This is a genomic window from Devosia sp., assembly GCF_028290435.1.
Classification (GTDB): Bacteria; Pseudomonadota; Alphaproteobacteria; order Rhizobiales; family Devosiaceae; genus Devosia.
In genome coordinates, this window is record NZ_JAQGJV010000074.1 from 111,087 (window position 1) to 135,635 (window position 24,549).

The 24,549-nt window shown below is 64.4% G+C and carries 20 protein-coding genes; 4 read left to right on the forward strand and 16 right to left on the reverse strand.

Annotated elements, in window-relative coordinates; translation table 11 throughout:
• The first annotated feature begins 145 nt into the window (after positions 1–145).
• From JWP26_RS15885 to JWP26_RS15895, 3 genes are all read left to right on the forward strand, one after another.
• On the forward strand, positions 146–1,069 hold the full coding sequence (locus JWP26_RS15885; RefSeq protein WP_299729783.1) for a sulfurtransferase: 924 nt from the start codon (positions 146–148) through the stop codon (positions 1,067–1,069).
• A gap of 103 nt (positions 1,070–1,172) precedes the next feature.
• Positions 1,173–2,387, forward strand: a complete 1,215-nt coding sequence (locus JWP26_RS15890) for a YeeE/YedE family protein (protein ID WP_299729786.1) — start codon at positions 1,173–1,175, stop codon at positions 2,385–2,387.
• Positions 2,388–2,709: 322 nt separating this feature from the next.
• Entirely contained in the window at positions 2,710–3,318 is a 609-nt protein-coding gene (locus JWP26_RS15895) for a hypothetical protein (RefSeq protein ID WP_299729789.1), read from the forward strand.
• A gap of 31 nt (positions 3,319–3,349) precedes the next feature.
• Here JWP26_RS15895 and JWP26_RS15900 read toward each other — a convergent pair whose 3' ends face one another.
• From JWP26_RS15900 to JWP26_RS15960, 13 genes are all read right to left on the reverse strand, one after another.
• Positions 3,350–4,954 carry a GMC family oxidoreductase gene (locus tag JWP26_RS15900; RefSeq protein WP_299729791.1) on the reverse strand — a complete coding sequence of 535 codons (1,605 nt, stop codon included), beginning with the start codon at positions 4,952–4,954 and terminating at the stop codon, positions 3,350–3,352.
• Entirely contained in the window at positions 4,951–6,447 is a 1,497-nt protein-coding gene (locus JWP26_RS15905; protein WP_299729794.1) for an FGGY-family carbohydrate kinase, read from the reverse strand. Before JWP26_RS15905 ends, JWP26_RS15900 begins: the two co-directional genes overlap by 4 nt.
• A gap of 3 nt (positions 6,448–6,450) precedes the next feature.
• Entirely contained in the window at positions 6,451–7,290 is an 840-nt protein-coding gene (locus JWP26_RS15910; protein ID WP_299729797.1) for an aldolase, read from the reverse strand.
• On the reverse strand, positions 7,287–8,969 hold the full coding sequence (locus JWP26_RS15915; RefSeq protein ID WP_299729800.1) for a glycerol-3-phosphate dehydrogenase/oxidase: 1,683 nt from the start codon (positions 8,967–8,969) through the stop codon (positions 7,287–7,289). Before JWP26_RS15915 ends, JWP26_RS15910 begins: the two co-directional genes overlap by 4 nt.
• On the reverse strand, positions 8,966–9,952 hold the full coding sequence (locus JWP26_RS15920) for an aldo/keto reductase (RefSeq protein ID WP_299729803.1): 987 nt from the start codon (positions 9,950–9,952) through the stop codon (positions 8,966–8,968). Before JWP26_RS15920 ends, JWP26_RS15915 begins: the two co-directional genes overlap by 4 nt.
• Positions 9,949–10,917 (reverse strand): sugar-binding transcriptional regulator, encoded by a 969-nt coding sequence (locus tag JWP26_RS15925; protein WP_299729806.1) that lies wholly within the window; start codon positions 10,915–10,917, stop codon positions 9,949–9,951. The genes JWP26_RS15920 and JWP26_RS15925 overlap by 4 nt, the downstream gene beginning before the upstream one ends.
• Positions 10,918–10,949: 32 nt before the next feature.
• Positions 10,950–11,930 (reverse strand): ABC transporter permease, encoded by a 981-nt coding sequence (locus JWP26_RS15930; RefSeq protein WP_299730348.1) that lies wholly within the window; start codon positions 11,928–11,930, stop codon positions 10,950–10,952.
• Between the two features lie 16 nt (positions 11,931–11,946).
• Positions 11,947–13,455 (reverse strand): sugar ABC transporter ATP-binding protein, encoded by a 1,509-nt coding sequence (locus JWP26_RS15935; RefSeq protein ID WP_299729809.1) that lies wholly within the window; start codon positions 13,453–13,455, stop codon positions 11,947–11,949.
• Positions 13,456–13,515: 60 nt separating this feature from the next.
• Positions 13,516–14,544, reverse strand: a complete 1,029-nt coding sequence (locus JWP26_RS15940) for a substrate-binding domain-containing protein (RefSeq protein ID WP_299729812.1) — start codon at positions 14,542–14,544, stop codon at positions 13,516–13,518.
• A 359-nt stretch (positions 14,545–14,903) separates the two neighbouring features.
• Positions 14,904–17,450 (reverse strand): FtsX-like permease family protein, encoded by a 2,547-nt coding sequence (locus tag JWP26_RS15945; protein WP_299729815.1) that lies wholly within the window; start codon positions 17,448–17,450, stop codon positions 14,904–14,906.
• Positions 17,450–18,157, reverse strand: a complete 708-nt coding sequence (locus tag JWP26_RS15950; RefSeq protein WP_299729818.1) for an ABC transporter ATP-binding protein — start codon at positions 18,155–18,157, stop codon at positions 17,450–17,452. Before JWP26_RS15950 ends, JWP26_RS15945 begins: the two co-directional genes overlap by 1 nt.
• A 97-nt stretch (positions 18,158–18,254) precedes the next feature.
• Positions 18,255–18,776: a heme-binding beta-barrel domain-containing protein gene (locus JWP26_RS15955; protein ID WP_299729821.1), complete on the reverse strand. Its 522-nt coding sequence runs from the start codon at positions 18,774–18,776 to the stop codon at positions 18,255–18,257.
• Positions 18,777–19,107: 331 nt separating this feature from the next.
• Entirely contained in the window at positions 19,108–20,088 is a 981-nt protein-coding gene (locus tag JWP26_RS15960; protein ID WP_299729824.1) for an LLM class flavin-dependent oxidoreductase, read from the reverse strand.
• Between the two features lie 210 nt (positions 20,089–20,298).
• Between JWP26_RS15960 and JWP26_RS15965 the strand changes: the two genes are divergently transcribed.
• Positions 20,299–21,927, forward strand: a complete 1,629-nt coding sequence (locus tag JWP26_RS15965) for an MFS transporter (protein ID WP_299729827.1) — start codon at positions 20,299–20,301, stop codon at positions 21,925–21,927.
• 155 nt (positions 21,928–22,082) lie between these two features.
• Here the strand turns inward: JWP26_RS15965 and JWP26_RS15970 are convergent, their stop codons facing one another.
• The 3 genes from JWP26_RS15970 to JWP26_RS15980 are packed head-to-tail and all read right to left on the reverse strand — an operon-like array spanning position 22,083 to position 24,546.
• Entirely contained in the window at positions 22,083–22,802 is a 720-nt protein-coding gene (locus JWP26_RS15970; RefSeq protein WP_299729830.1) for an ABC transporter ATP-binding protein, read from the reverse strand.
• Positions 22,799–23,647, reverse strand: a complete 849-nt coding sequence (locus JWP26_RS15975) for an ABC transporter ATP-binding protein (protein ID WP_299729833.1) — start codon at positions 23,645–23,647, stop codon at positions 22,799–22,801. The genes JWP26_RS15970 and JWP26_RS15975 overlap by 4 nt, the downstream gene beginning before the upstream one ends.
• Complete coding sequence (locus tag JWP26_RS15980) at positions 23,644–24,546, reverse strand: ABC transporter permease (protein WP_299729836.1); 903 nt, start codon at positions 24,544–24,546, stop codon at positions 23,644–23,646. Before JWP26_RS15980 ends, JWP26_RS15975 begins: the two co-directional genes overlap by 4 nt.
• Positions 24,547–24,549 lie beyond the last annotated feature (3 nt).

Below are 24,549 nucleotides of genomic sequence, written 5' to 3' on the forward strand. Positions count from 1 at the left end.
CATCCCCTGGAAATTGATTGTCGTGCATCGGGCATAGTTAGGATCGAAAGTTTCCGGCGCTGCCTGGATTTGGAATGGTGTAGGCAGCCTTGGTGGGGGCGAGGCACTATGATGGCGCCAGTTCAATTCCATTGGGATACTCCAAATGCGTTTAAACATCCTCGCCACCGCGCTCGTGCTCGGCCTTGCCGCAGTCGGCAGCGCGCATGGGGAGCGCCTCACCGATCAGCCATTGGTTGACGCCGCCTGGCTCAACAGCCAGCTTGGCCAGCCGGGCCTTGTGATCATCGACATTCGCGACAAGCCCAAGGACGGCACCGCCCCTTATGCTGCCGGCCACGTGCCCGGCGCCGTGGAAGCGCAATATTCCGCCTATGGCTGGCGCGCCAGCATTGATGGCGCCCCCGGCATGCTGCCCAAGCTCGACGACATCACCGCCAAGATCGCGGCGCTCGGCGTCAGCAACGACACCCAGGTTGTGATCATTCCCGCCGGTAGCGATGTCAGCGAGTTCGGTGGCGCGACCCGCGTCTACTGGACCTTCAAGGTGCTGGGGCACGATAACGTCGCCATTCTCGATGGTGGCTACAAGGCCTGGACCGCAGCCGGCGAGCCGGTCTCGACCGATGCCGTAACCCCCGGCGCAGGCAGCTTCACCGCGGCCCCGCGGCCAGAGCTGCGTGCAGCGGTGGCCGAGGTGCAGGAGGCGATCGCCAGCGACGTGAACCTGATCGATGCTCGCACCGTGGCGCAGTTCATCGGCAAGGAAAAGACCGCCACGGTGAAGGAACTCGGCACTATCCCAACCGCGGTCAATCTCAACTTCGACAGCTTCTGGGACAAGGATAACGGCCGCTTCGCCAGCAAGGCGACGGTCGACGCGCTGGTGAAGGCGGCCGGGGTCACCGACACCAACGGCATCATCACCTTCTGCAATACCGGCCACCTCGCCTCCATCGCTTGGTTCGGCCTGTCCGAGGTCGCCGGCCTCAAGGGCGTGCGGCTCTATGATGGCTCGATGTCACAGTGGACGCTCGATCCGCAACGCCCTGTCGTCGTGCAGAACTAGCCATTGCTGCAACTTGTAACGGCGCCCGGGATTGCGGTCCCGGGCGCTGGCGTTTAGAAAATTCGCGGCCCCGCCCGGCCGTTGCTTCAGGATCAGTTTGCCCGTGACCGACTTCAGCGCATCCCCATCGTCTTCCTCGTTCGCTTGGCCCAAGCTCGACCGCGGCCCCGTTGCGGTGGCTCTTGGCATGCTGGTGATCGGTACAGTGGTCATCGCGCAAATCGTCGACCTGCGGCAGGCCGTGCTGTTCCTCGTTGGCGGACTGTTTGGTGCAACGCTCTATCACGCCTCGTTCGGCTTCACCGGCGGCTGGCGCCGGCTGGTTGTCGAACGCCGTGGCGGCGCGGTGCGGGCGCAGATGCTGATGGTGGCAATCGCAGCGGTGGTCTTCATCCCGCTGCTGGCGCAGGGCAGCGTGTTCGGTCAGCCGCTTGCAGGCGCGGTCGCGCCGGTAGGCGTATCGGTGCTGGTCGGCGCGGCGATGTTCGGCCTGGGCATGCAATTGGGTGGCGGCTGCGGCTCGGGCACCCTGTTCACCGTGGGTGGCGGCAGCGCCCGCATGCTGTTGACGCTGGCGTTTTTCATCTTCGGCGCATTGGTGGGCACCGCGCATTTGCCCTGGTGGCTGACGCAGCCCTCGCTGCCAACGATCAGTCTGGGCACCAGCCTGGGCGCACCGGTCGCGGTGGTGGTGACGCTAGTGGGATTGGCGGCGGTCGCCGCGATCACGGTACTTGTTGAAAGGCGGACGCATGGCGCGTTGGAGCGTCCCTCCAAGCCGAAAACGCGCGGCCTGTCGCGACTGCTGCAAGGGCCGTGGCCGCTGGTGGGCGCCGGCGTGCTGCTGGCGCTGCTCAACATCGCCACGCTGCTGATCGCGGGGCATCCGTGGTCGATCACCTATGGCTTTGGGCTTTGGGGCGCCAAGATCGCCCAATCGGTCGGAGTTCCGGTGGCGAGCTGGGAGTTCTGGAGCGCACCGGCCCAGGCGCTGGCGCTCAACCGCAGCGTGCTGTTCGATATTACGTCGGTGATGGATTTCGGCACCCTGCTTGGCGCGGCACTGGCCGCCGGGCTGGCGGGAAAGTTCGCGCCCAAGGCCAACCTGCCGCCCAAATCCGCACTGGCCGCCGCGATCGGCGGGGTACTGATGGGCTATGGCGCGCGCCTGTCGTTTGGTTGCAATATCGGGGCGCTGTTCAGCGGCATCGCCTCGGGTAGCCTGCATGGCTGGGTGTGGTTCGCCGCAGCGTTCCTCGGCAGCTATGTCGGTATCGCACTGCGGCCCACCTTTGGCATGGACGGATTCAAGAAATGAACGGCACGCGAAACACCATACTGTTCGGCGCCGCGCTGCTGGCGGCGACCGCAGCGGTCGCTGCCGATCAGGTTACGCGGGGGAGCGGCGAGGCAGCGCCAGCGGCGATGGCGGCCGGAGTTGATGCGGTGCCGACGAGCGATGCCGCGGCCAGCCCCTGTGCTGCGACCGCACCCTGCGCCGCAGCCTCGCCTTGCGCTGCCGCCGCACCGTGTTCCGCCGCTGCACCTTGCGCGGCGGCTGCACCCTGTGCTGCGGCTGCACCCTGTGCTGCAGCAGCGCCTTGTGCCGCGGCCGCTCCGTGCGCGGCAGGCGGCGTGTAATGCCCGTCGACGACGATCTGGTCCGGGCGGCGCAGGAAGCGCTGTTCTGCGAGCAGGTGCTGTCGAAGGGTGGCGAAACCGTGCTTCGAGCGACGCTTCGCGATGCGCCCGTGGCGGCGTGGACGCACTATCCTGCCAATGATGTGTTCGACCCGGTCTCGGGCGGACAATGGTATTATCATTGCCACCTGCCGCCGGAAGAGGCCGAGCATGGACATTTCCATTGCTTCGTCCGCCCGGATGGCAAGGATGGGCCGGTGCATCATCTGGTGGCTGTTGGCGTTGATGCCCATGGCCGGCTGCAGCGCCTATTCACGGTCAACCAATGGGTCGTGGGTGACACGTGGCTCGACGCTGAGCCGAGCATTGCCCTGCTTGAACGCTTCGACATGCAGATGCCACAGCCATCATACCTGGCCAACCGTTGGCTCACTGCGGTTTTGCGACTCTATGGGGCAGAGATCGCCACCCTCATCCGCCAGCGCGACGTCGCCCTGGCCACCCACCCGACAACTGACGGAACTCCGGTGCGCGAAGATCGGGCGCTGGAAGTCACGTCGGAATTGCGGGTTGATCTGATGGCCAGGGTGAAGGATCTCGGCCTTTAGCACTGCGGCAAATGTACTGGCAGTAGGCAGTCTATCCCGCCGCCAGCACTAACTCGGCCGCGCGTTCGGCGATCATGATCACGGGCGAGTTGGTATTGCCCGAAACGATGGCGGGCATGATCGAGGCGTCGACCACGCGCAGGCCCGCGAGGCCATGGACTCTCAGTCGGTCATCGACCACGGCCATCGGATCTGCGCCCATCTTGCAGGTGCCCACTGGGTGGAAGATGGTCGTGGCGATATCGCCGGCCTTGGCGGCGAGTTCGGCGTCGCTGGCGAAGTGCGGGCCGGGCAGGAATTCTTCGGGCTCGAAGGGGGCCACCGCCTTGGTGCGCATGAGCGCCCGCGCGTGGCGGATGGAATTTGCAGCCACGAGCCGGTCGTTCGGCGTCGTCAGATAGTTGGGCCGGATTTTGGGCGCTTGCGCGGCGTCCGGGCTCTCCATGTGGATTGAGCCGCGGCTTTCGGGACGCAGGTTGCAGACCGAGACTGTGACGGCATCAAACCGGTGCAGCGGCTCGCCCAGCCGGTCGGTGGAGAGCGGCTGCACGTGATACTCCAGGTCCGGCGTGGCGAGCCGGTCATCGGACTTGGCGAAAATGCCCAACTGGCTCGGCGCCATCGACAAGGGCCCGCTGCGCTTGAGGGCATATTCGAGCCCCATGCCGGCGCGCGAAAGCAGGTTGTGGTAGCGCGTGTTGAGCGTCTGCGCATTGCGCATCTTGAAGACGGTGCGAATTTGCAGGTGATCCTGCAAATTCTCGCCCACCCCATCCAGCCGATGCTGGACCGCGATGCCGAGCGGACCCAGAACGTCGGGTCGACCTATGCCGGACAATTCCAGCAGTTTGGGTGAATTCACCGCGCCAGCCGAGAGCAGCACCTCCCGCCCGGCCGAGGCGGTGACAATCTTGCCATTGTGGCGAATGCGCAAGCCGGTGACTTTTGTGCCCTCAAGCACCAGGGCTTCGGCCTCGGCATTGGTCAGCACCCGCAGGTTCGGCCGCTTCAGCGCGGGCCGCAGGAAGGCCTTGGAGGTATTCCAACGCACGCCGCCGCGCTGGTTGACCTCGAAATAGCCCGAACCGAAATTGTCGCCACCGTTGAAATCGGTGACGCGCGGAATGCCCAGTTCTTCCGCCGCGGCCTGGAAGGCGTCGAGCACCGGCCAGTTGAGCCGCTGCTGCTCCACCCGCCATTCGCCGCCCGTCCCATGCCCGTCGCTGGCCCCGCCATGATGGTGCTCGGACTTGCGGAAATAGGGCAGCACGTCATCCCAGCCCCAGCCGGTATTGCCCATTTGGCGCCAGCCGTCGTAGTCGGCTGCTTGTCCGCGCATATAGATCATGCCGTTGATGGAGGAGCATCCGCCCAGCACCTTGCCGCGCGGATAGGGCAGGGCCCGGCCATTCAGACCTGCCTCGGGTTCGGTCTTCATCATCCAGTCAGTGCGCGGATTGCCCATGCAGTAGAGGTAGCCGATGGGGATATCGATCCAGTGATAGCGGTCGCTGCCGCCCGCTTCGAGCAGCAGCACACTGCGCCGCGGATCGGCACTCAGCCGATTGGCAAGGACGCAGCCGGCCGAGCCGGCGCCGACGACGATATAGTCATACGTACCCAGATCGTCGATCACGGCCGGCCCATTTCCGCCCAGATCGGGCCCATCGCGCGGGCGAGCTTTCCATAAATGCTATAGCGCCGTCCATAGTGCACTGCCGCTTCGGTGACAGGCTCATAGTGGCGCGCCGGCGCGGTCATCGCCGCGACCCCTGCCGCATAGTCAGCAAAGAGCCCGACGCCCGTACCCGCTGCGATGGCGGCGCCCAGTGCGCCGGTTTCCTGACTGCGCGCCACCGTGACCGGCAGGTCCAGTGCGTCGGCGAAGATTTGCGGCCAGATGGCACTGCGCGAGCCGCCGCCCGACAGCGTCGCCGAAGCGATGCTCGCACCAGCGCCGCGCAGCACGTCGACGTGCCGTTTGTGCTCGAACACCACGCCCTCGAACAGGGCGCGAACCAGGTGGGCTTGGGTATGCCAGCCCCCAATGCCGTAGAACCCGGCCCTCGCATTGCCGTCTTGCTGGGCGCCGTAGAGGAAGGGATGATAGATCGGCACATCGGCCGACGCCGGGACCGAGGCCACCATGTCGCCCGCCCGGCCGAAGGCGTTGCCTTCGCCATGCTCCATGAACTGATGCACCAGCCATTCGAGATTGGCCGCCGAGGTGGCGCTTGACTCGATGGCCAGCCACCGGTCGCGATCGAACGTCGAGAGCATGAAAACAGAAGGGTCGCGCAACGGTTCGTCGCAAACCACCTGGTTGATGCTCCAGCTACCCGCGATGATTGACGCAGCGCCCGTTGCTTGCACGCCCGAGCCGAGCGCACTGGCAACCACGTCGAACAGCCCGGCCACCACCGGCGTGCCCACGGCAAGCCCGGTCGCCTTAGCCGCCTCCGGCGTTATCCGCCCGGCGATATCGGCGCTTTCCAGAACCTCCGGCAGCATCGGCATGGCGTCGGCGAGCCCGTATGCCGCCAAGAGATCGGCGGAGTAGCGGCGGTCGGGGATGCCGAGCAAGCCGCAGCCCGACATATCGGAGGTGTCGGTGACGCGCGCGCCGGTCAGCCGGCCAACCACGAAATCCTTGCACAGCAGCACAGTGCCGATTTCGCCATAGAGGTCGGGCCGATGCCGCTTGACCCAGGCCAGCAGCGTCGGGGTCTGGGCCACCCAGGGTTTCTGCAGGCAGATCGGATAGGCCCGCTCGCCCACCGCGTCGGCGGCCCACTCGGCGATGATGCCGGTAGCGCGCGTATCGAGGGATTGAATCCCGATCAGCGGCTTGCCGGCGCGGTCGAGCGCGTAAAGGCCATTGCCGTGCCCGGCGCAGCCGATGGCCCTGATGTCACGCGCGTCGATGCCGGTCTTGGCGATGCAGTCGCCGATGACGGCGACGGCGTTGGTCCACAGTTCATCGAGATCGCGCTCGACATGGCCGGGAGCCGGCATGGTGGCGCGGCCATCGCGAACCGCATAGGCCAACTCGCGCCCGTCGGCAGCATCGAACAGCACGGCCTTGATGACGGTATTGCCCGCATCGAGCCCCAGAAGGTAGTCGGTCATTGATCAGCCTTTTTGGTAGGTCGCCCAGGCTTCCGCCCCGCTGGCGCCGTCATGGATCAGTGTCATCAGACCGCGCACAACAGCGGCTGGGTTGGCGTGCTGGTAGATATTGCGGCCATAGACCATGCCTTGGGCGCCCTGGCCCATCAGCGCCGCCGACTTGTCGAACACAGCCTGGAGGTCTTCCTTGCCGCCGCCGCGAACCAGCACCGGGCAGCGCGCCGCCTCGACCACCTTGTGGAAGTCCTCGGCATGGGTGGTGGGGTCGGCCTTGACGATATCGGCGCCCATTTCGCGAGCCAGGCGCGTCAGGGTCACGATCTTTTCGGCATCGCCATCGACCATGTAGCCGCCGCGTTCCGAATTGCCCAGCATCACCAGCGGTTCGATCATCAGCGGCATGCCGTACTTTTCGCAGTCCGCGCGGACCCGCGAGATATTGCCAACGCACTGCCGGAACAGCTCCGGCTCGTCGGGCAGCATGAAGAGATTGAGCACGACGCAGGCGGCGTCCATCTGCAGCGCCCCGATCAGCGGTTCGGCCTCGTTCTGCAGCATCGCCCACATGCTGCGGTGGCGCTGCTTGTTATAGGGGTTTCCCATGTCCAGCCGCATCACCAGCGCGGGCTTGTCCTTGCCCGGAACGGCTTGCAGCAGGTCGGCCTGGCCATAGTTCATCTGGATGGCGTCAGGCCCGGCGCTGACCAGTGCGGAGACCACAGCCGGCATGTCCTCCAGCCCGTCGAGAAAGCTCGGCTCGTTGCACACGCCATGGTCGATCGCCACGTCGAGGCATTTGCCCTTGCCGAACAGGCGGTTGAGGCGAAACTTGTGGCTGGTCATGCGATAGTCCTTTGGTCGCGAGAAACAAGCGTGGCGCGGTCAAGGCCGTGCCGGGTCAGGAGTTCGGCGAGAAACGCGTCGCGTGCCGCTTCGCACTTGGTGGGCGACCAGCCTTTGGCCTCCGCCAGCAGGGCGAGACAGGTGTCGATCACGCGCAGCGAAAGCGCGCCGGTGATGGCGATCGTAGTGCGGCGCAGCAGCAGGTCCGCCAGCGTCTCGACGTGTTCGCTCGCCACCAGGAATTCCAGCTCGGCGCGGGAATGGCCGGCGACGTCGTCACTGGAACCGGCGATCTCGGCCATGGAGCCCGCCGCCGAGCCGTAGCGGTCCAGCAGGGCCGCGACCCGGCTCGTGGACAAGCCAGTGCTGCGGGCGGTTGCTGCAACCCAGTCCGCGGGCTCGTCCGGAAAATCCTTCCCGCCGCCGATCGGCAAGTTCTCTGTGTCGATAGTCCGTGCATGCCCCAACCGGTCGAACACCATGTCGGCGGCCATCGCGCCGAACGAGCGGAACGTCGTCCATTTGCCGCCGATCATGCACAGCACGGGCGGCTCGCCCTCGATCAGTTCGCAGAAATGATCGCGCGGAATACTGCCCGTCACGGCGGCATCGCTGGTGGGCAGCGGCCGTACGCCGGCGAACTGGAAGACGATATCCGCGGGGGCGATGGCAATGGAGGGGAACACGACGGCCAGCGACGCCAGGATATAGGCCTGCTCCTCGGCCTCCCACCGCACTAGGTCGGGATTGTCGACCCGCACATCGGTCGAGCCGACCAGCACATTGCCCAGATACGGAAAGGCTATGCAGATGCGCCCGTCCTCGTTCTCGTAATAGATCATGTGGCCGTCGAGCGCTTCGGAAAGCGCCCGGTTGGCGATCACCAGATGCGAGCCCTTGGTGCCGCCCATCAGCTTCTGGCTGGTCGCTCCGATCTCCACATTCGTGAGGTCGATCCAGCCGCCGGTGGCATTGATCACCAGATCGGGCGCCACAAGAATGTCCTCGCCGCCGATGGCGTCGCGCAGCATCAGGCCATCATCGGTCCGCGCGACTGCTGCGTGGTTGAGCGCCAGGCCGCCGGCCGCGATGCCTTCCTGCAGCATCTCGAGTCCCAGGCGCTCTGGGCGGCTGACCCAGGCGTCGAAATATGTCGCCGAGGCGCGCACCGCTGGGTTCATGGCCGGCCAGCGGCGAACCGTATTGCGGCGCCCATGGAACTGATGCGGCGGGAGCACCCTCCGCCCGCCGGTGAAGAAATCGTACAACGTCAGGCCGGTCTTGATGACGACGGCGCCGCGCCGCCCTTGCCGTCGGGCCAATCCCAGGAAGCGCATTGCGCCATTGGCCAGCCCGGCAAAAGTGTCGAAAATCGGCACCGTCGTGGGTAGCGGGCGCACGAAATGGGGCGCGTTGGCAAGCAGGCGATCCCGCTCCAACAGGCTCTCGCGCACCAGCTTGAATTCGCCGTTCTCGAGGTAGCGCAATCCGCCATGCACCATGCGCGACAGGGCCGCGCTGGCGCCGGAGCAGAAGTCGTCCTTGTCGGCCAGCACGACGTCGATGCCATTCAGCGCCAGTTCGCGGAACACCGAGATGCCGTTGATGCCGCCACCGATGACGAGCACAGTGGTCCCCGGCCGATCCTTGAGGCGGGCAATTGTCTCCGAACGGGTCATGGAATGGCCGACAGATAGCTCGTGCGCGCCGCGTCGATGGCCGCCAGTTCGTCGGTAGCGAGCATGAGCGTGCCGGCTCGCGCATTGTCTCGCGCCTGGCGAGGATCGCGCGCGCCACAGAGCGCAAACGTGATGCCGCGTTGCTGGAGCGTCCAGGCGATGACCAGTTGCGCGATGCTGGCCTGGTGCTGGTCCGCGAGTGGCTGCAACGCCGCCGCGAACTGCGCCACAAACTGCCGATTTTCCGCCGAGAAGCGTGGATTGCCCAAGCGCTGGTCGTCACCCTCGAACTGCCGGCCCGCGCCGATCTTGCCGGTGAGCAACCCCAGCGCCAGCGAAGAATAGCTCAGCGTCGATGCGCCCGCAGTCGTGGCGATTGGCAGCAGCGTCCCCTCGATCTCGCGATCGAGCATGGAATAGCGCTCCTGGATGGCGTCGATCTGCCCGGCCGCCACATAGGCGCGCAGGTCGTCCTCGCTCAGGTTGCTGGCGCCGATAGCCCGTATCTTGCCCGCCTGCTTGAGCCGCGCCAGCGCCTCCATGGTCTCGGCGACCGGCGTCGTCGGGTCCTGCCAATGGGTGATGTAGAGATCGATATAGTCGGTCCCCAGACGTCTCAGGCTCTGTTCCAACTCGAACACGATGCCGTCGGCGCCGAGATACCGATGCACCGGCTTGCCGGCTTCATCGAAGAAATGATTGCCCTTGCCGTGATGCCAGTTGAGGCCGCACTTGGTGGCGATGACCACACGGTCGCGCTTGCCCCGAATGGCCGCGCCGACCAGTTCCTCACTGTGGCCAAGACCGTAGGCGGGCGCGGTGTCGATGAGGGAAATACCGGCATCGATGGATGCTTCGATCGCCTCGATGGCGGCGGCTTCGTCGGTGCCGCCCCACATCCAGCCACCAATGGCCCAGGTCCCCAGTCCCACCGCCGAGGCCGTTATGCCCGAGTGGCCGATTTCGCGTGTAAGCTGGTTCATGCTGCTTCTGCCAGGTCAATGATTTTACGGGCGGTGGCTTCGTCGGTCACCAGCGTGTCGAGATAATTGCCGCGCATCGCTGCCAGCACGGGCCGCGCCTTGTTGGGTCCGCTGGCAATGCCGATGGTGCGCGGAATGGCCGCCAACTCGTCCAGCGTCAGCGCCACCAGCGAACGATTGGGCGCGTAATCGGCAACCTGCCCATCGCCATCCACCAGATGGGCCAGCAATTCGCCGGTTGCCTTGGATTGCTCGATGGCATGGCGATCTGCCGAGGACGAGGGGTGCAGGTCGTAGTAGCTGCTGTCGTCCGACAGGATAGAGCCGATGCCCACGATGGCGATGGTGGCTTCCCGCGCCCGCCGGAACACGTCGGCGACGGAGCGCATGTGCATCACCATCTCCCGCTCCTGCGGACTGTCGGCGAACAGAGGCGCATGCATCTGGTAGGAGCGGCCACCCAGGCGATCTGCTAGCATCGTCGCCACGTGATTGACGTCGGTATAGTGCTTGCCCTGCACCAGCCCCGTGGCCGGCACCACTTCGACGTCGTAGCGCCGCGACGGCGTCAGCCCCGCCACGATCGCGCTCACGCCCTTGCCGCCGCTGATGCAAATTCGGTCGCCATCGGCAAGGCTCTCGAGCAGGAGATTGGCGCCCAGCGCACCGACATCCAGCAGCGTCGTCTCGACATTGTCGCTGACCGCGGGCGCCACCACGGCGCGGCTGATGCCGCCGATGGCCACCAATTGCGCTTCGACGCCGACGAGATGCTGGATCGGCGATTTCACCTTGATCTCGACCAGCCCCAGCGCCCGACCGCGTTTGATCAGCCGGTTGACTGTGGCGTGGCTGAGGCCGAGCACCTTGGCGATCTCCGCCTGGGTCTGGCCCTCGATGAAATGCAGGACCAGCGCCTGATGCATCTGCCGTGCGGCCGTGATGTCGTCGTTTGTGGGAGGCATGGAATGGACCTTCGTGGAAGAGGCGCGAGGCGTCAGGCCGACCGGCCGCGATGCAGGAAGTGATCGATAGAAACCGCCGACAGCAGGATACAGCCGCGGATCACGTCCTGCCAATAAACCGGCACATTGAGCAGGATGAGCGAGGAGGTGACCACCGAGAGCAGCCCAATCCCCAGGATCGCGCCAAAAATGCTGCCCGATCCGCCCGTCAGGGAGGCGCCGCCGATGACGGCCGCCGCGATGATATTGAGCTCCATGCCCACCCCGAATGTGGGCGTGGCCGAGCCGAAGCGGCTCATGTAAACGATCCCCGCCAGCCCGGCGAGGGCCGAGCACAGCACCGTCACCCAGAACTTCACCTGGTTCGTCTTGATGCCGGAATACTGCGCGGCCTTCTCGTTGCTGCCGGTGTAGAACACCTTGCGGAACGCCGTAGCCCGGCGAAGCAGGAAATCGAAGATCACCACGACCGCAAGGAAGATGATGATGACGATGGGAATGCCATAGAACTCGCCCTGGCCGATCGCCTTGAATTCCGGCGGCAGCGTAAACAGCGACAGCGGCGTGCCCTTGGTGATCAGCAGGCACAGGCCCCGCACGATCACCATGGCGGCGAGCGACGTGATGAAATGGCTGAGTCCCACCACGGTGACGAAAAAGCCGCTGACCGCCCCCACCATGGCGCAGGCGCCGATGGCGATGAGGCTGGCTGTCCAGGGATCGAGGCCCATAAGGAACAGCGATCCGCCCACCACCATGGCGAGGCAAACGACCGAGCCGACGGCCAGGTCGATGCCGCCTACGATCAGCAGCACGGTCATGCCCACCACGACGATGCCCTCGACCGAGAAGCTCATCAGCATGGCGCGCACATTGCCCCAGGTAGCAAAGTAGGGTGAGGCGAAGCTCATCGCCACGCACATGGCCACGATGATAGCGATCAGCCCGGCTTCGCGCATCGAGCCCAGCGATCCCAGCGAGAAGCGGGGCGAATTGAGCGGGGCGGCGGCCATTGGCCGGTCCTCCTGGCTAAGCGACATGGTGCAATTCCTCCTTGAGGCCGGAGGCGAGGCGGATCACCGCTTCCTCCGTTATGGTCTGGGTCAATTCGCCGGTGACCTGGCCCTCGCGCATGACCAGCACCCGATCGGCAATGCCGATCAGTTCGGGCAGTTCGGACGAGATGACGATGATTCCGGTGCCGGCATCGGCGAGTTGCCGCAGCAGTTTGTGAATTTCAGACTTGGCGCCGACATCGATGCCGCGGGTGGGTTCATCCATGATGATGACCTTGGGCTTCACCGACAGCTGCTTGGCGATGGCGACCTTCTGCTGGTTGCCGCCCGAGAGCGAGGCAACCTTGTCGGCAATGCCCCCCATCTTGACCCCCAGCCGCGTCGCCAGCGAAATGGCCTGCGCGGCTTCAGCCCGCCGGTCTATGAGGCCGCTACGGGTGAGCTTGCCCAGGTCGAGCACCGAGATATTCTGGGCAATCGAAAGGTCGAGAAATACGCCAGAATGCTTGCGATCCTCGGAGAGGTAGACGAGGCCCTGGCGAACCGCGTCCGCATAGATACCAATGTCGACCGCTTGTCCGGCCAGGCGGACGGAGCCGCCCGTCTTGCGTGTCAGGCCGCAAAGGGCCAATGCTAGTTCCGTCCGGCCCGAGCCGATGAGGCCGCCAATGCCCAGGATTTCGCCGCGCTTGAGCGCCAGCGACACCGGGCCGACATCGTCCGACACCAGGTTTTCGACCGCCAGCAGCGTCTCCGCGCCGATGGCCTGCGCCTTGGGTGGGTACATCTGGGTGATCTCGCGTCCCACCATGCGGCGCACGACATCGTCAGGTGTCATGTCGGCAACGCGATCGGTCGACACATGGCGCCCATCGCGCAGCACGGTGACGCGGTCGCAGAGCGCGAAAATTTCGGCCATGCGGTGGGAAATGTAGATGATCGAGATGCCGCGTGACTTGAGTTCGCGGATGATCCCGAATAGCGCCTGGGCTTCGCTTTCAGTTAGCGCCGCCGTGGGTTCGTCAAAGATCAGCACACGGCAATCGAGCGTCAGCGCCTTAGCGATCTCGACGAGTTGCTGATTAGAAATGGAAAGCTCGGCCACGCGCCGGCTGACCGGTATGGGCGCGAGGCGGTTCATCACCTGCTGGGCGTCGGCATTGAGCTGACGGTAGTTCATCAGCGGCGCGCGGCGCGCATTGGTGGCGGCCATCAGAATATTCTCGGCCACCGTCGCATCGCGGCAGAGCGCGATTTCCTGGTGCACGAGGCCGATGCCGAGCCTCTGGGCTGTGGCGGGCGAGGCGATGGTCACGGCTTGCCCGTTGAGCACGACATTGCCCGAACTCGGTTGCAGGATGCCGGCGATGATGTTCATCAGCGTCGACTTGCCAGCGCCGTTCTCGCCGCAGAGGGCGTGGACTTCGCCCGGCGCCAGCGAGAAGGACACATCGGTGAGTGCCTGGACCGGGCCGAAATTCTTGGAAATATTGCGGATTTCGAGAACGCTTTGGTCGCTCATGATCGTCCTCCCTGTTGAGGTTCCCGGGGCGTCGTGGCGCCCCGGGAGTTCGTGGCTGGATTATTCTTCGATACCCTTGGTGCCGCGGCGCTTCAGGTAATCGTCCCAGTAGAAGTCGTCGGCGTTTTCGGCGGTGACGATCGAGAAGCCGTTATCGACGAAGGGCACGGCCATCGCATTGTCGCCGGAACGGGCATAGTCGTTCATCGGATCGATCAGCTCAGGATGAGCGGCCATCCACAGCAGCATGAAGCCCATATAGCCCTGCATGCCCTGGTTCGGATTGACCGAGCCGAAGATGTCGCCGGCCTTGATCATGTCGAGGATGTTCTCGTTGACGTCGGCCAGCATGACACGGACCTTACCGCCGCTTTCCTTGCTGGCCTGAGCGGCGCCGATTGCCGAATTGGCTTCCGGCATGAACACTGCGCCCAGGTTCGGATTAGCCTGGATCAGGCTGAGGACAGCCTGGTAGGCCTTGGCGGGATCCTGGTTGGAGGCAGCGCGGCCGACCAGCTTCATGTCAGGCCACTTGGCTTCCATGCGGGCGATAAACGCGGAGACGCGCTTGTCGTGGTTGTCTTGGCCCGGATTTTCGAGAACGGCATATTCGCCCTTGCCACCCATGTCTTCGGCAACGGCGTCAGCCGCATAGGTGCCTTCAGCCAGGTTGTCGGAGGTGATGAAGGAGGTGCGCTTGGAGTTGGGCGAGTCGGCCGCGAAGGTCACCACGGCCACGCCCTGGTCGACGGCGCGATTGATTGGCTCGACGAACGGATCCGAATTCATCGGGTGAACGAGAATGCCGGCCGGGTTCTGTGCCAGCACCTGATCGAAGCTGGCGATCTGCTTATTGACGTCGTATTCGGTCGTGCCGGTATATTCGGTCTCGCAGCCGAACTGCTGGCCGGCCTGCTTGAACATCTCATAGACCGGGAACCAGTATTCGACGCCCGAGACCATCACGTTCATGACGTATTTCTCGCCCGGTTCGCACTTGAACGGATTGACCGTCTGTGCGGCGGCGTGCCCGGCGCTGAGCCCCGAAGCCATAGCCGTCATTGCGAGCATGCTCAAAATTTTACGCAAGATTCCTCCCCACGGCCGAAGCCGTTTGCGAAATTGACCTGCCGCCAGCGCGTGCCGTCGGCTGATATCTGAAAGCCTCGGCTCCTCCGAACCTCAGCGAGCGGACACTTGCACGAGCAAAATACCAGCGTCAATAAAATTCATCACGTGAAATATCTTTCACGTTTATGCCGCTGTGGCGACTGGTGGCGACAGCATTGCGGATGTGAACAAACGCCCCCGGACGCGGTGCGGGTGCATTCTCAAGGTCAGTGCAGGGAGGGGCTTCGCCTTAGCCTTGCCGACGGGGTTACCGAATGCGCAGCGCCCATCCTGGCCTCATCAAGACCCGGTAGGCCAGGCCCACCTCATGATGACCGCTACAAGTCGCGCAGGAGTCGTGCCGGCCGCGACGATGCCGCGCGCAAGATGGTCATCGACCCCAAAAGGGCAGTGATAAGCGCCGCCACGGCTAGAACGGCCACCAGTGCATCGGTGTCGAGCGTGAAGTCTACTTCCAGCATGACCAGTCCAACGAGCCAGGCGAGACCAATGCCAAGGGCCGCGGCGGGGATGGCGGCCAGCAGCGCCAGGATGAAATACTGCACGAAGGCGGTCGCCAGCAGTTCGAACCGCGTGGTGCCCAGCACCTTGCCGATTACCGCATCGGCCTCGCGCTGCCGCCGTCCCGTCGCGAGGCTCCCGATCAGCACCAATAGGCCATTGCCCACCGCCAGGCCTCCGACCAAGGTCGCCGCGAAGGACAACTGGCTCAGCGCATTGGTAATCTGCTCAAGCGTATCGCCGATGGCGACGAAGCGAATGTCGGGCAGGGCGGTCGCCAGCGAGCGTTTCACTGTCTCCTCGTGCCCCGGCGCAGCCGTGACGGCTGCAAAGAGCGTCGTGGGAAACGCGTCGAGCACGCCGGGCGAGAACGTCGCTAGGAAATCGATGCCGCCCTGCCACGAATAATCGCGGAAGCTGGCGACCTTGACGGTGACGGTGTCGCCGAAAATGGCGAAGGTTAGCGTGTCGCCAAGATTGACACCGAGCCCGGAACGCAGGCTCTGGTGCAACGACACGAGGCCCGGACCGGTATAATCGGCGGGCCACCACTGCCCATCAATGAGCTTGGACGATGCCGGCATCTCCTGCCGAAACGTCAGCGGCACTTCGCCCGACAGCAGGAACGTGGCCTCCGGACCGCGCGTGCGGATGGTGTCCGCCGCCACGCCATTGATCTGCGTGAGCGCGCCGCGCAGCATGGGCGTAGACACGAATTTGGGGATGTCGGTCCCGGGACCCGACATGGCGACGAGCGTATCAACTTCGTCGGGAAACAGGTCGGACGCCACGAAAGTGGGCACGTCAAACGATGACGCGCCCAGAAATTCCTGCCGCAGATTGCCCTGCAACACCAGCACTACCGTCAGCATGGTCAGCGCCATGCCGGCCGCCACCACGACCGCCGCGGTATTGGAGCCGGTGTTGGCAATTCTGCGCAGGGCGTGGCGCAGGATGCGGTTGGACGGCACCGGCATGCGGCGCAAGGCCCATTGGGCGAGGCCGACGAAAAGCTGGAACGCCAGCACGGCGGCGGCGCTGGCCGCAGCGAATGCGCCGACCAGCAGAAGGTCCCCCGTCATGGCAAAAGCGAGCAGCAGGAACGCCACGAGGGCCACCACCATGGGCAGTATCTGCCAGGAGGTCAGCAGGCTCCGCCACTCCACCGGCGGAGCCGACAGCCCCTTGGAGCGGAACAGATGCACCGGCCGGATCGCCTGTGCCTGCTGCAGTGGCAGATAGGCGAACCCGAATGCCGTGACGAACCCCGCAGCTGCGGCGACCACCAAAGGCTGCAAGTGCAGCGCGGGCTGCAGGCTGATGCCGACAGCCTGCCCGACCAGCGGCAGGATGCCATAGGCAATTCCGCCACCAACCAAAAGGCCAATACCCACGCCGACTGCGGCCAGCATGGCAACCTGGGCGAAGAAGTGCACGAACACCCGCCAGCGATCGGCGCCCATGCTGCGCAGGATGGCGATCACCGTGGCGCGCTCGGCGATGTAGGCCTGCATGCCGGCCCACACGCTGACGCCGCCGATCAACAGCGAGCCCAGGCCGACAATGAGCAGGAAGCGCATGAACAGATCGTAGTAGCGCACCATTGGACCCAGACCGTCGCGCGCCGAGCGCACAGTCCAGCCGCTATCGGCGAACTGCGTTTCAAGCGCCGCCTTGGCCTCTTCCACATCGCGTCCGTCGAGCAGGATCTTGTAGCGGAACCAACTGCCAAGGCCAGGCAGGGGCGAGGTGCGATCCGACACCATCGAAAAGCCCTCTGCGGTGATCAGCGTGGTCAGTCCAAGCCGGAAGCCGCGCACCGGCGCATCGGGTAATTTGGCTAGAGTGCCGCGCGCCTGGAACGTCGTGCCGCCAAGCTGGAATTCATCGCCAACCGCAATCCCGAGCTGATCCAGCATCAGCGGATCAACCAGCGCTCCGGGCACCTCGTCGCGCAGGCCCAGAAGCTCGGCCACAGATGTGCCAGCCGGCAATTCGGCACTCTGGACGTGGCCGACCAGCGGATAGGTATCGCCCGCCGCCGCCAGATCGACAAAGGCGTCGCCCTTGTCCGTCTGCGCGCGCAGGTTGGTATCGACCACCGAGGCAATCGAACCATAGGCCTCCATGGCCTGCAATTCGTCGCTATTTGCGGGCCGGTCCGCGCGAGAAAGTTCCAGATCGCCGCCCATCAGTTCGGCCGCGCTGGCATCGACGGCCTGCGCGATACTGGTGCCTACCGAATTCACCCCGGCGATCAGGGCCGTGCCCACCGCCAAGCATACCACCAGCAGCACGAAGCGCCGTATGTCGCCGCGCAAGTCCAGCAGGCCGACGCGAATGGCAGCCCACATCGCGCGCATCAATGCGCCGCCGTGGTTTCGGTCAATTCGCCGCTGGTCATGGTGAAAACCCGGTCGGCCCGCGCCGCGAGGCCCGGATCATGGGTAATCAGCACCACGGCAGTTTTTTGCTTTCGCGCGAGGTCGAACATCAAATCCACCACCACGGCGCCGGTCTGCTGATCGAGATTGCCGGTGGGCTCATCGGCCAACAACAAGGGAGGATTGGTGACCATCGCCCGGGCCAGGCCCACGCGTTGCTGCTCGCCGCCCGACAGCGCCGTCGGGCGATGGTCCAGGCGCTCGCCCAGCCCCACGGCGCGCAGCGCTTCGGCGGCGGCCTCATGGGTCTGCTTCAGGCTCAATTCGGGGGAGGCGATTTCCAGCGCCAGCGCGACATTGTCGAGCGCCGTCAGCGAGGGGATCAGGTGAAAACTTTGAAACACAATACCGAGCGACTTGCGGCGGAAGCGGGCCAGATCGTCCTCGCCAAGCTGCGACAGGTTCTGCCCGCGAACCTGCACCGTGCCGGAGGAGGCGCGTTCCAGCCCCGCCAGCAGCATCAGCAGAGACGTCTTGCCGCTGCCTGAGGGCCCCACGATCGCCACAACTTCGGCCGGCGCCACGCGCAGCGATACGCCTTTGAGAATGTGCAAGGGCCGGCCGCCGACCTCGAGGCTATAGGTTACGTCTGCGGCGTCGATGATCGGGGCATCATTCTCGTTCACGGCCAGAAATTCCCTCATGCCTCAATGTGCCCGCAGGTTTTGGCGACGATCATCACGCGGCCAGCACATGGAACCGGCGGATACGCACTATGATGGGTTATCGGGCAAAAGGAACCGAGGCACGCAGGACATCCCCGGAATTGTTGAATTCCACCTCGAAATTGACCGTGATGTTGCCATCGATCAGCATGATCTGCGAGCCGATCCTCACATCGCTGCCGCTGCGATCCTTCTGCCGCTCTTTCAGGTCGAAGGTAATGTCATCGCCGCGCAACCTGCCGACCGCCAGACCGGTAAAACCGGCATTGGAGCTCATAGCGGCTTCGTACTGCCCCTGCGCGTCGTTGAAAGCGATAGTGCCGCTGATCGACAGATTGGCGCTGACCAGGCTGCAACGTCCTGTATAGGTCACTTTCTGCTGGTTTCCCTTGGCGATGGACATACGGCAGCGGAATGGCTCGGGCTTGTCGCCGCCCACCAGCGCGCCTTCGCCCTGCCAATTGCCCACATAGGACGTCAAAACCGCCAGTTCGGTCTCCCCGGCCGAAACCTGCGAGGCACCCAGCGTCGCCAACTGCAACAACAGGGCGACCCCGACTACCTTGAAAAAAGCATTCATTACTATCCGCCCTGTCTGTTTGATTGGTACCAGCTTCATGTTTGAAAAGGTAGCGGCCGTCCTCGAACCTATGAATCAACTCTTACACGTCCGTGCGCGCCGATTTCTACTGCCAACTTGCGTCAATCCACTCCGCAAGTTTCTGCCCGCACGGTCTATGCCACGGCACCGGCCGAAGACCATTGTGGCGGCAAATCATCGCTTACTCCGTAATTGCCGATCACGCCCCGTCCGTTTCCCCAGTATGCCAACCCGATTACGGCAAAGCCTGCGAGAAGGGATGCGCTGGGTAGTTTCTGGCACGTTCCGGCAAGCACATCCAATCACGGGTTTATTGCTGGGCTGCGGCGATCAGCTCGAACGAACGCAACCGCGCCGAATGATCATAAACGTCCGAGACGATGATCAGTTCATCCACCCCGGTTTCGGCAACGAACGCTGCCATGCCCGCCCGCACGGTGTCCGGCGCCCCGACAATGCGGCGCGCCAGCATCTGGGACGCCTGTGCTTTCTCCTGCGGCGTCCAATAGGTTTCGATATCGTCGATTGGCGGCTGGCTCAGCCCCCTCGCGCCGCGGAAAATATCGGCAAACGACATCAATTGGGTCGTGGCCAGCCGATGCGCCTCGGCATCGGTATCGGCGGCAACGATATTAAGGCCGGCCATCGCATAGGGCTCCGCCAATTGCTCGGACGGCTTGAACCGCTCGCGATAGAGCGCCAGAGCGGGCATGAGCTGCGCCGGCGCGAAATGGGAGGCGAACGCATAAGGCAGGCCGAGCTCCGCCGCCAGCACCGCGCCGAACGTGCTCGATCCCAAAATCCACAGCGGCATTTCCGTCCCCGCCGCCGGCACGGCCTGCAATCGCTGGCCGGGCACCGCGGGCGCGAAATAGGCCTGCAATTCCAGCACGTCATTGGGGAAATTCTCGGCATTTTCCGGCGAACGGCGCAGCGCGCGCACCGTCATCTGGTCAGTGCCCGGCGCGCGTCCCAGCCCCAGATCGATCCGTCCTGGAAAGAGGCGCGCCAAAGTGCCGAACTGCTCGGCGATAATATAAGGCGCATGGTTGGGCAGCATGATGCCACCCGAGCCAACCCGAATGGTTTTGGTGCCGGCGGCGATATGGGCGATCACCAGCGATGTTGCCGCGCTCGCAATGCCGGGCGCATTGTGGTGTTCGGCGACCCAGAAACGGCGATAGCCCCAGCCTTCCGCATGGGCCGCGAGATCGCGCGCATTGTCTAGCGCGCCGCGGGCATCGGTGCTTTCGCTGACGCGCACCAGATCGAGGATGGACAAGGCAGTCATGGCAAATTCTCCGAGGTCGGAATGCTTATATCGGCAAACGACGATGCGTCCACGTAAACCTCTGGCGCATATGGGGCGCGTCCCGCCCGTTTGCCACTGCGAGCGCAAAATTAACCGGCCGCGGCAGCTATCCCGGAACATTTCCCGCCTGCCCCAGGTTGCAGCACCGGCCCGGCTAGGCCATTCTAGAAAATCACAAAGAGTATCCCGGTGACCGAACGCGCTTCGCCTCTCGCCCCTTTCGCCCATCCGACCTTTCGCAGCATCTGGCTGGCCAATCTTGCGTCCAGTTTCGGCGGGCTCATCCAGAGCGTCGGCGCGGCCTGGTTAATGACCTCGATTGCCTCCTCCGTCGATATGGTTGCGCTGGTGCAGGCCTCGATATCGCTTCCGATTATGATGTTTTCGCTGGTGGGCGGCGCCATCGCCGATAGCTTCAATCGCCGCCGTGTCATGCTCGCGGCCCAATGCTTCATGCTGGCCGTGTCCGCCGCCCTGATGGTGCTGACCTATCTGGGCATGATGTCGCCCTGGGTGTTGCTGGCGTTCACCTTCCTGCTCGGCTGCGGCACTGCCATCAACAATCCGTCCTGGCAGGCTTCGGTCGGCGATCTGGTGCCGCGTGATCACTTGCCTTCGGCAGTGGCGCTCAACTCCATCGGCTTCAATCTGTCGCGCAGCGTCGGCCCGGCCGTCGGTGGCATCGTTGTGGCCGCGGCTGGCGCGGCCGCGGCCTTTGCCATCAATACGCTCAGCTATCTGGCATTGATCGTCGTGCTATTCCGCTGGAAGCCCGGCAATGCCGTAGCGCTGCTGCCGCGCGAATCCATGGGCGCGGCCATGCTGTCGGGCATCCGCTATGTCGCCATGTCGCCCAATATCTACCAGGTCCTGCTGCGCAGCTTGATCTTCGGCTTCACCGCCATCGCGGTGATGGCACTGCTGCCCGTGGTGTCGGCGACGCTGCTTGGTGGCGGGCCGCTGACCTATGGCCTGATGCTGGGTGCGTTTGGGCTCGGGGCCGTGGGTGGCGCCTTGCTGGGCAATCGCCTGCATCAGCGCTTCAGCAGCGAGGCTGTGGTGCGGATGGCCTTTATCGGCTTCGCCATCTGCGCCGCCGTCACCGGCATCAGCACCTCGCCCTTCCTGACCGGCGCGGCCCTGCTCATTGGCGGCGCCGGCTGGGTGCTGGCTTTGTCGCTGTTCAATGTCTCGGTCCAACTGGCCTCGCCGCGCTGGGTCGTGGGGCGGGCGCTATCACTCTACCAAACAGCGACCTTCGGCGGAATGGCGCTGGGCAGCTGGCTCTGGGGCGTCGCCGCAGAGCTTTATGGCCTGCAACTCGCGATGGGAGGGGCAGGGCTGTTGATGCTCGTCGGGGCCGCTCTTGGCCTGTTCCTGCCATTGCCGCAGCGTTCGACGCTCGATCTCGATCCGCTCAATCGCTGGAAGGAACCGGCCCTCGAACTCGACCTCGAAGCGCGCAGCGGCCCGATCGTGATCCAGATCGCCTACATCATCAAACCCCACCATCTGGCGGAGTTCCTGCGCGTCATGTCCGACCGCAAGCGCATCCGCCGGCGCGACGGTGCCCGCCATTGGACCCTGCTGCGCGATCTTGGACATCCCGACGTGTGGGTGGAGCGCTACCAGACGCCCACCTGGACCGAATATGTCCGCCACAACCTGCGCATGACCAAGGCCGACGCCGAAGTCGGCGACCACGTTCGTGCTTTGCATGAGGGCCCCGACGCGCCGGCGGTGACGCGCTTCGTCGAACGCCCGACCGATTGGCTGACCGCCATCGCCGAGCCGCGCAGCACCATCGATCCGCCGTAAATATGGAGGCCTCGCCCTGGACTTGAACCAAGGGTGTGGGGAGTTGCAATCCCCCGCGTAACGCTCCGCCACGAGGCCATGGCGCACACTAGTCACGGGTGTGTTATTTAAGTCTTTAAAGTTACCCGCAGATCATGACTTGGAGCGGACCGCCACTAACTAGCGGCGATCAGCTCACGCGTATAGCTCTGGGCAATATCGCGGCTGCGCAACTGCTCGCGACTGAGCGTTTCCACCGCTTCCGCATTGCGCATCACCATGAGGCGATCACACATATAGGAAATCACCGCCAAGTCGTGGCTGACGATCACGAAGGTCAGGTTCAGCTCCCTGCGCAACTGATTGAGCAGGTTGAGGATTTCTGCCTGGATCGACACGTCCAAAGCCGAGGTTGGCTCGTCCAGCAGCAGGATTTTTGGGTTGAGTGCCAGCGCCCGCGCAATGGCCACGCGCTGTCTCTGCCCCCCCGAAAGCTCATGCGGGAAGCGGAACCGGAACTGCCCGGGCAGGCCGATCAGGTCCAGCAATTCAACCGTGCGCTTCTCCGGATCGGGCAGCTTATTGATCCGCATCGGCTCGGCAATGGCCTGGCCGATGACATAGCGCGGGTGCAGCGACGCGTAGGGGTCCTGGAACACCATCTGCGCCCGTCGCGCCAGATCGGTGCGGCTGGTCGATTTGGTATCCTGCCCGTCGATCTTGATCGAGCCCGACCAATCCGGGTTGAGCCCCATGATGGTGCGCAGAATCGTGGACTTACCCGATCCGCTTTCGCCGACCAGTCCAAAGCTCTCGCCTTGTGTCACCGAGAAGCTGACATCGCGCACGGCGACCGAAGGTCCGAAATTGACCGTCAGGTGATCGACCTGGATCATGGCCGCGCCTCCAGCCAGCTGGCCTGGCGTTGCAGTACGGGCAGGGGGTCGAGCGGCCCGTCAATCGTCGGCAGGCAGGCAAGCAGGCCTCGCGTGTAGGGATGGGTGGCCTCGTTCAGCCGGTCGGCGCGCAGCGTCTCGACGATCTGGCCGGCATACATGACGATGACCCTATCGCAGAACCGCGACACCAGCCGCAGATCGTGGCTGATGAAGATCAGCCCCATGCCCCGGCGTGTTACCAGTTCATCGAGGATCGAGAGCACCTGCGTCTGCACTGTCACGTCCAACGCCGAAGTCGGCTCGTCTGCGATCAGCAGGTCCGGCTCGCGCACCACCATCATGGCGATCATGACGCGCTGGCCCATGCCGCCTGACAGCTCATGCGGGTAGAGCGAAAACACCCGCTCCGGGTCCCGGATATGCACCGCCTCAAGCACCGCCAGTGCCTGTTTGAATGCCTCGCGCTTGGGCAGCTTCTTATCGCCGATGCGGATCGCCTCGACGATCTGCAAGCCAACCCGCATCACCGGATTGAGCGAAAACTTCGGATCCTGCAGGATCATGCCCATCCGCCCGCCACGTAGCGAGCGGCGCAGTTTTGGCGAGGCGGCCGTCAGGTCGATGCCGTCGAAGACCATCTTGTCGACGCTGATCCGCGCATAGCTCGGCAAGACGCCCAGCAGCGCCCGCCCGGTCAGGCTCTTGCCTGATCCGCTCTCGCCCACGATGCCCAGCTTCTCGCGACCCAGCGACAGCGATACGCCGCGCACGGCATCGCTCATGCCGCCTTCGCGAGGGAAGGCGATGCGCAGGTTTTCGATTTCGACCAGAGTGTCGCTCATCGGCGCTGCCTCAGATGGGGATCGAGCAGGTCGCGCATGGCGTCACCCAGGAGGTTAAAGCCCAGGCTGACGATGAAAATGGCAAAGCCCGGCACGGTCGCCACCCACCACTGATCGAAGATGAACTTGCGCCCGGTCGAGATCATCGCGCCCCATTCGGGCAGCGGCGGTTGCGCGCCGAGGCCGATAAAGCCCAGCCCCGCCGCCGTCAGGATGATGCCCGCCATGTCGAAGGTCATGCGCACGATGACCGAGGACAGGCACATCGGCATGATGTGGTAGACGATGATGTGGAAGTCCGACGCCCCCGCGAGCCGGATCGCATTCACATAATCCGAATTGCGTACGATCAGCGCCTCGGCCCGCGCCAGCCGCGCATAGGGCGGCCACGCCGTCAGCGTGATTGCCAGCGCCGCATTGACGATGCCCGGTCCCAGCGCCGCGACGAACGCCAGTGCCAGCAGCAACTTGGGAATGGCCAGGAACACATCGGTGATGCGCATGAAAATGCGATCGACCCAGCCGCCGTAGTTGCCGGCAATGGCGCCGATGACGAGGCCAACGGGGGCCGAGGTGACGATCACCAGCGCCACGATCAGCAGCGTCAGCCGCGAACCGAAAATGATGCGCGAATAGATATCGCGGCCCAGCTCATCCGCGCCAAACCAGTATTCCGCGCCCGGCGCGGCGAGCCGGTCGCTCAGTGCAGGCAGGTAGGGATCATGCGTCGCCAGGATCGGCGCCAGCGCCGCGCAAACCAGCAGCGCAATGACGATGATCAGCCCGACCATGCCGAGTGGATTGCGCGCAAATCGACGGGCGAAACTTTTGAATTCGGCAATCCGCGCGGCGCGGAGGGCGCGCTTGGGATCGATGATGGGATCGGCGATAACGCTCATGGT